We start from the raw sequence: 6,000 nt of genomic DNA on the forward strand, positions 1-6,000 counted from the left end.
TCCCGTTTCTTCGTGGTATGAAGGACTTCTGCCGCGAAGTCCCGGCTTGTTCTGGTGGCGTTAGCCAAACTAAGTACGCCTGCGTTTCACTTCGATCCGGCTGACGACGCACGTTTGCGCTGACGATAGCGGTAGAGCATATACCCCGCTGCAGCCAACAGAATGGCAACAACCGCACAGATGCCCAGATACGGTTTAAGCGCATGAAGCAGAACAGGCGCGTTACGTCCTATCAAATGCCCCAGTGTCAGGAAGGTCGTGCACCAGACCAACGCTCCCGAGCCAGCGAACAGCAGATAGCGAAAGAAGTTGACATTGCTTACACCCGATAAGTAACAAGTGAAATGCCGCAATCCAGGCACGTAGTACCCGAAAGCAACCGCCCATAGCCCGTACTTGCTGAACCACCGTTCCGCGAGTTCAAGCCGTTCAGGCGTCAGCTTGATCCACCGGCCGTACTTGTACAGAAACGGCTTGCCTACCGCTCGTCCCAGACAATAGCTGACGATCATTCCCGTCATGGAACCGCCGAAGCTGACGGCCAGCGAAGCCCCGTAATTCAACAGCGGATCGTTCCCAATCGTAAGCGTCCCTACCGTTGTCATCAGAATTTCATCAGGCACCGGAATACCGACAATCCCAAGCGCCAGTAAACCGTAAAGCGCAATATATCCATATTGATCAATCAAAGCCAGTAAGTGTTCCAAGATGACACGCTCCAACCGCCTGAATTTCCCTGGCACCTCTTTCGGGTGAAGAGTCATGCCTGTCCCTATTGTATCAGAAATTACGACATTTCCCAATATACACAAACAAGTCATCAGGCTTGGCCGAATTTCATACGTTAAGGTATACAAGCCGTGCAAGGAGGGATTGCATCCCGTATGAAAAAATGGCGAAGCGTCATACAGGTCAGCTTCACCTATGTTGGAACGGTCGTCGGGGCCGGATTCGCGACCGGACAAGAAATTTTGCAATTTTTTACCCGTTACGGCTGGATGGCTACGGCTACCATAGGCATCACGACCCTTCTCTTTACCTGGCTGGGCATCAAGCTGATGCTGCTGGCTGGGCAATTGAACTCCAAGTCCTACGAGGACGTGAATAACCTGCTGTTCGGCCCTCAGGTAGGGAAATACATCAGTCTGCTCACGCTGATCTCCCTGCTCGGTGTCAGCATGGTCATGCTCGCCGGGGGAGGCTCCGTATTTGCCGAGCAGCTGCACATCCCTTATCAGATCGGTCTGGTGCTGACCCTGGCATCCGCCTACTTCCTGCTGATCCGCGGCATGGACGCGATTATTACCGTGAATACGGTCGTGGTGCCGATGATGGCCTTGTTCAGTCTGATTAATGTCTGGCAGGCGTCCATCTCTCCCAGCGCGGGCAATTGGCTGACACTGACCACAGACTTCTCGCCTCTGCGGATTTGGCTGGCCCCCTTCCTGTACTCGGCGTTTAATCTGGCGATGGCTCAGGCTGTGCTAGTCCCTCTCGGGGCTCAAATCAAGGACAGAAAGGTACTGCTTTGGGGAGGCTTGACGGGAGGAGCCGCGATCGGAGCGATGCTGCTGGCCGCTCATATTGCATTATCTTCGCAGATGCCGGGCATCCAGCAATTCGACATTCCGATGGGGCATCTGATCGGACAATTGGGGGGATGGGTCCAGTGGATGTTCCTGCTGGTCATCTACGGGGAAATTTTCACTACCTTGCTCGCCAATGTGTACGGGCTGTGCGTGCAGCTTGAGCAGCGGCTCGGCATCCGCTATGCCGTCGTGATGCCGGCTGTGCTGCTGACCAGCTATGCCGGCAGTCAGATCGGCTTCAAGCCGCTGGTCAGCTCGCTCTATCCGTTATTCGGCATGATGAGCATGGCCTGGCTGGTGCTCCTGGTTTTCCGGCGAACCGACGCTCTCCTGCCGCGTGACCGTTAGCACGAGAGCCAGCCTTACCAGCATCATCAAGGCTGCCGCAAAGGTAAAAATAAATCCGCACAGCAGATAAGGCGCATGATACGGCGGGAAAGACTCCGCATCCCGCAACACGGCAACCAAGTCCGTGAATAAGAACAAACTTCCTATCAGAAACAATACAAGCAGCGCATAATCAAAAAAAGTCCACTGCAGCAATTGAGGAGCTGCGCTCTTAATCCTGTCGAGCACTCGGGGCTTGCCGCCCTCCTGCTCCTGCGAATCTGCAGACAGTACGGCGGGCGGACGCATCGCCACGGTTACTGCCAGAAAAATAGCCGAGCCGGTAACCAGCAGGCCGACCACCGCTCCGATGATGGCTAATGACGTCATCATGGTTCCATTCACTCCCTTTGTCCTGTTGTTACGAAAGCCGGGATAGCTCGTAGACGGCCCATACGAATAAGGTAAACAAAACCGCAGGCAGCGCAAACAGGCACACCGTCAGCACGACGGCATTTCCCGGTACGGGAGCCTTGCGCCATAAGACCATGCGGTTCCACGCTTGCAGCGGGCTTTCCTGGATCGCCCTCTCTGAGGAATCCGAGGTCTGCGGCAAGTCAGGGATAGAGGCATGATCCGGCTTAGCCAGCGTAATCTTGCCTCTCTTCCAGCCGACCTGATAAGTGATCTCACGGTTTTTCTTTTGTTCCGGCTCCAAGTTACGGCACCTCCGGCTCATTTTTGTGCTATTCTTTATAGTAGTGATATACTTCTGAAAAATCAACGGCTTTGCCAATAGGAAAGGAAGAACGCCTGTGAGTAAGGTTGCTGCGGTAACCGGAGGAGCCCAGGGGATCGGCAAGGCGGTATCGCTGGCCTACGCCGAGGCCGGGTATGAAATTTGTATTGCGGACACGGACCGGGAGGCCGGAAGCGAGCTGATGCAGGAGCTCGGCCAGCGGGGAGCCAAGGGCTTCTTCCTGCCTGTGGACGTCTCGGACGAGCAGCAGGTCGAGCGGTGGTTCAAGCTGATCCGGACAGATCTCGGACGGCTGGATGTGCTGATCAATAATGCGGGAATTGCGCGCAACGCCCCGATGCTGGAACTGCCTCTCGCCTCCTTCGACGAGGTGATCGGGGTCAACCTGCGCGGGGCCTTTGTCTGCTCCCAGCAGGCGGCACGCCTGATGAAGGCGCGGGGTGCAGGTGCGATCGTCCATATCGCCTCCACGCGCGGACTGATGTCCGAAGCCCATACGGAAGCCTATGCCGCGTCCAAGGGCGGACTGCTCGCCCTGACCCATGCGATGGCCGTCAGCCTGGGACCGCTGGGGATCCGCGTCAATGCGGTCAGCCCTGGCTGGATCGAGACGGGCGACTGGCAGAAGTCGTCGGCCCGTACCCAGCCTGTCCATACCGAGCGGGACCGGCTGCAGCATCCGGCCGGACGTGTCGGCACACCGCAGGATATCGCCGCCGCCTGCCTGTACCTGACCGGGGAGCAAAGCGGCTTCATCACCGGTCAAAACCTGATCATCGACGGCGGGATGACCATCAAGATGATCTATGAGGAATAACTAACGACTTCACTTATCCTAAGGAGATCGACACATCATGTGGTTTATGCTTGCTTGCGCCTCCGCCTTCAGCTTCGGCCTGCGGGGCATTTTGTACCAGTGGTCCTCTAAGCAGCCGCTCAACCGGAATCTAATGCTGCTAGGTGTATATGCCTCCGGTACGATCATTACCCTGATCGGGGCGCTGCTCCAGCGCGAAGCCTGGTCAGACGGCGTCTGGATCGGAGCGTTGATGGGCTTGTTCTCATTCATCTCCAACGCCGCCATGTACAAGGGCTACGCCATCGGCAAGGCCTCCCTGATCGCCATGTTCACGGGACTTCCTCCTGTGGTGGTCGTCCTGCTCGCCTTCACCGTCTGGGGCGAACGCCTCAGCTACGGTCAGCTGCTGGCCTTCGTGGTCATCATGACCGGACTGATGCTGGTCAGATACTCCGGCGACCTGTCGCTGCGCAACTTGCAGGGAGCTCAGTGGGGGGTGTTAACCATGCTCTTCTTCGGCCTGACAGATTTCTTCACGAAGCAGGCCACCCTGCTCCATGCCCCTATCTTCCCAACGCTGGTGCTGATGTACGGGACAGGCGGCCTGTTCTTCGGAGCAACCTGGCTGCTCGATCTGCGCAAGGCCGAGGCGGCCAAGAATAATCTCCGGCTTGCCAGACAGGAGAGCGCTGCTGCCGTAGAGTCCCAGCCTGTAAGGCCTGAGAGTGCGGCTGCTGTCTCCTTCAGTTCTACCAGCGATGCCGGAAATCCGACTGGGCAAGAAGATCGCCAGAGCGTCTCAGGGGCGGTGACTTCCCCTCAACCGGAACACTCCAGAACAGCCGGAGCAGACAAAGAGTCCGGAGTTCTGGAAGAAGCGCTGGCTGTGAAGCTACCGCGGCCATGGACCAACCGTCGTACCGTACTATGGGGAATGACCGTCGGCATCACCAATGCTTCCGGCATGATGCTCGCCATGCCAGCCTTCAAGCTGGGGGTTACCGGACTCGTCTCAGCCGTAGTCGCTGCCAATGTCGTGCTGGTCATGCTGTATGCAAGATTCGTGCTGCGCGAGAGCTTCAAGCGGCTGGAAGCGATTGGCATGATGATCGGCTTCGCCGGTATCGTCCTGCTCAAGCTGCTGTCCTGAGCAGACATCTTGCTGCCGTCACGTTGAGAGCCATAGAGTCAAGTCGGATAAAGCTTCGAACATTCAGAACGCCCTTCCTCATAACCGGCTTCAGCCGGCCCGGGAAGGGCGTTCTGTGCGTTTGCATCATGGGTTGGACGCCTGAATCATCGTCTGACGAGTTTCAGAGCACGGAAATCAGGCTTCACCCTCCTGGGTTCAGCCTTGTCCGTCTACGCTTCTAACGACGCCTCCGAGCTGCTTGGCGCAGCAAGCCTGATCGCAGACTCAGCAGGGAATCGCTCCAGATACGCCTGGAGCACATGCTGGTGGCAGGTAAACAGCAGCAGTTGTCCCCGCTCTCCCACGGACTCCAGCAGTGCCAGCCCGCGCTCCAGACGCTCGTCGTCAAAGTTGACGAACAGGTCGTCGATCAGCATCGGCAGCCGGATGCCGGATGCTCCATATTCGTCGGCAAGTGCGAAGCGAATGCACACATACATCTGCTCCGCGGTCCCCCGGCTCAGCTTGCCGGTCTCAACCAGGGCGCCGTCCGCCAGCTCTGCCAGCACTTGCTGCTCCCCGATAGGGGACAGTATCCGTTCATACCGCCCCCCTGTCAAGAGGGAGAAATCCTCCGACGCCCTTCTCATGACAGAGGGCTGCTTGTCCTGCTCGAACATATTCTTGGTCCGCATGATCAGCTGCTGGCATAGCGCCTGTACCGCCCACCTGCCAGCTAGACGCAGCACCTCGGCCCGGCTTTCCTCGACAAGCTGCATCGCCTGCGCATGCTGGCTGCCTTCCACCAGCAGCTCCAGCTCATAGCGGAGCCGGCTCCGGCTCTCCCTCAGCTCCTCGAGGCGGCGAAGCCGCTCATCCCGCGCCGCATCGGCTTCGGCCAAGGCCTGTTCCAGTCCGCCCTGGCCGTTCTCGTGAAGCTGCGCGAGCAGGAACTCCCACTCTTCTCCCAGCAGCGTGCGCAGAGCGACAGCTTCCTGGCGGCTGGCGGCTGCCAGCTCCCGGCGCCGCTGCGCCAGGCGGTGCAGACGCCGCAGCGCTTCGCCGTCTGAGGCGCCTGCGGCGCGGTACAGCTCTGCCGAGCGCACGGCCACGCGCTCGCGCTGCTGCTCGAGCAGCGCAAGCTGGCTGCGCAGCTCCTCCAGCCGCTCGCGCCGCTGCACCGCGGCACGCTCACGCTCCAGCGCGCGGCTCAGCTCAGCCTGGCGGGCCTTGAGCGCCGCCGCAGGACCGGCCGCGGCCGCTTCCGGGCCGAGCAGCTCCAGCACCGCCGCAGCGAATCGCGCAGCCTCGGCATCCAGCGCGGCGAGGCGCGCTTCCAGGCGGCGCAGCCGCTGCAGGTGGGCGAGCGCGGCTTCTGCCAGCCCCAGCAGCT

The 6,000-nt window shown here is 59.2% G+C and carries 7 protein-coding genes; 3 read left to right on the top strand and 4 right to left on the bottom strand.

What is annotated here, in order from left to right; all coding sequences use genetic code 11:
- Positions 1-86: 86 nt before the first annotated feature.
- Positions 87-707, bottom strand: a complete 621-nt coding sequence (locus WMW72_RS22155; RefSeq protein WP_341417745.1) for a DedA family protein — start codon at positions 705-707, stop codon at positions 87-89.
- 177 nt (positions 708-884) lie between these two features.
- On the opposite strand from WMW72_RS22155, the gene WMW72_RS22160 reads away from it, so the two are divergent.
- Entirely contained in the window at positions 885-1,937 is a 1,053-nt protein-coding gene (locus WMW72_RS22160; RefSeq protein WP_341417746.1) for a YkvI family membrane protein, read from the top strand.
- Here the strand turns inward: WMW72_RS22160 and WMW72_RS22165 are convergent.
- On the bottom strand, positions 1,857-2,309 hold the full coding sequence (locus WMW72_RS22165) for a hypothetical protein (RefSeq protein WP_341417747.1): 453 nt from the start codon (positions 2,307-2,309) through the stop codon (positions 1,857-1,859). The two genes, WMW72_RS22160 and WMW72_RS22165, sit on opposite strands and share 81 nt — an antisense overlap.
- Before the next feature lie 28 nt (positions 2,310-2,337).
- Positions 2,338-2,634, bottom strand: a complete 297-nt coding sequence (locus WMW72_RS22170) for a hypothetical protein (protein ID WP_341417748.1) — start codon at positions 2,632-2,634, stop codon at positions 2,338-2,340.
- Positions 2,635-2,731: 97 nt separating this feature from the next.
- Between WMW72_RS22170 and WMW72_RS22175 the strand changes: the two genes are divergently transcribed.
- Together WMW72_RS22175 and WMW72_RS22180 are read left to right on the top strand one after the other, a co-directional pair.
- Positions 2,732-3,493 carry an SDR family NAD(P)-dependent oxidoreductase gene (locus WMW72_RS22175; RefSeq protein WP_341417749.1) on the top strand — a complete coding sequence of 254 codons (762 nt, stop codon included), beginning with the start codon at positions 2,732-2,734 and terminating at the stop codon, positions 3,491-3,493.
- A gap of 37 nt (positions 3,494-3,530) precedes the next feature.
- Complete coding sequence (locus WMW72_RS22180) at positions 3,531-4,625, top strand: EamA family transporter (RefSeq protein WP_341417750.1); 1,095 nt, start codon at positions 3,531-3,533, stop codon at positions 4,623-4,625.
- 212 nt (positions 4,626-4,837) lie between these two features.
- Here WMW72_RS22180 and WMW72_RS22185 read toward each other — a convergent pair.
- Positions 4,838-6,000 (bottom strand): ATP-binding protein (locus WMW72_RS22185; protein WP_423227580.1); only part of this gene is annotated, 1,163 nt, incomplete at its 5' end.

Source organism: Paenibacillus filicis, assembly GCF_038070315.1.
GTDB classification, from domain to species: Bacteria; Bacillota; Bacilli; order Paenibacillales; family NBRC-103111; genus Paenibacillus_G; species Paenibacillus_G filicis.

What these genes read in the sequence shown, in the direction of transcription:
- WMW72_RS22165 (WP_341417747.1), bottom strand. Translation starts at nt 2,309, where the DNA reads ATGATGACGTCATTAGCCATCATCGGAGCGGTGGTCGGCCTGCTGGTT.
- WMW72_RS22180 (WP_341417750.1), top strand. Translation starts at nt 3,531, where the DNA reads ATGTGGTTTATGCTTGCTTGCGCCTCCGCCTTCAGCTTCGGCCTGCGG.
- WMW72_RS22160 (WP_341417746.1), top strand. Translation starts at nt 885, where the DNA reads ATGAAAAAATGGCGAAGCGTCATACAGGTCAGCTTCACCTATGTTGGA.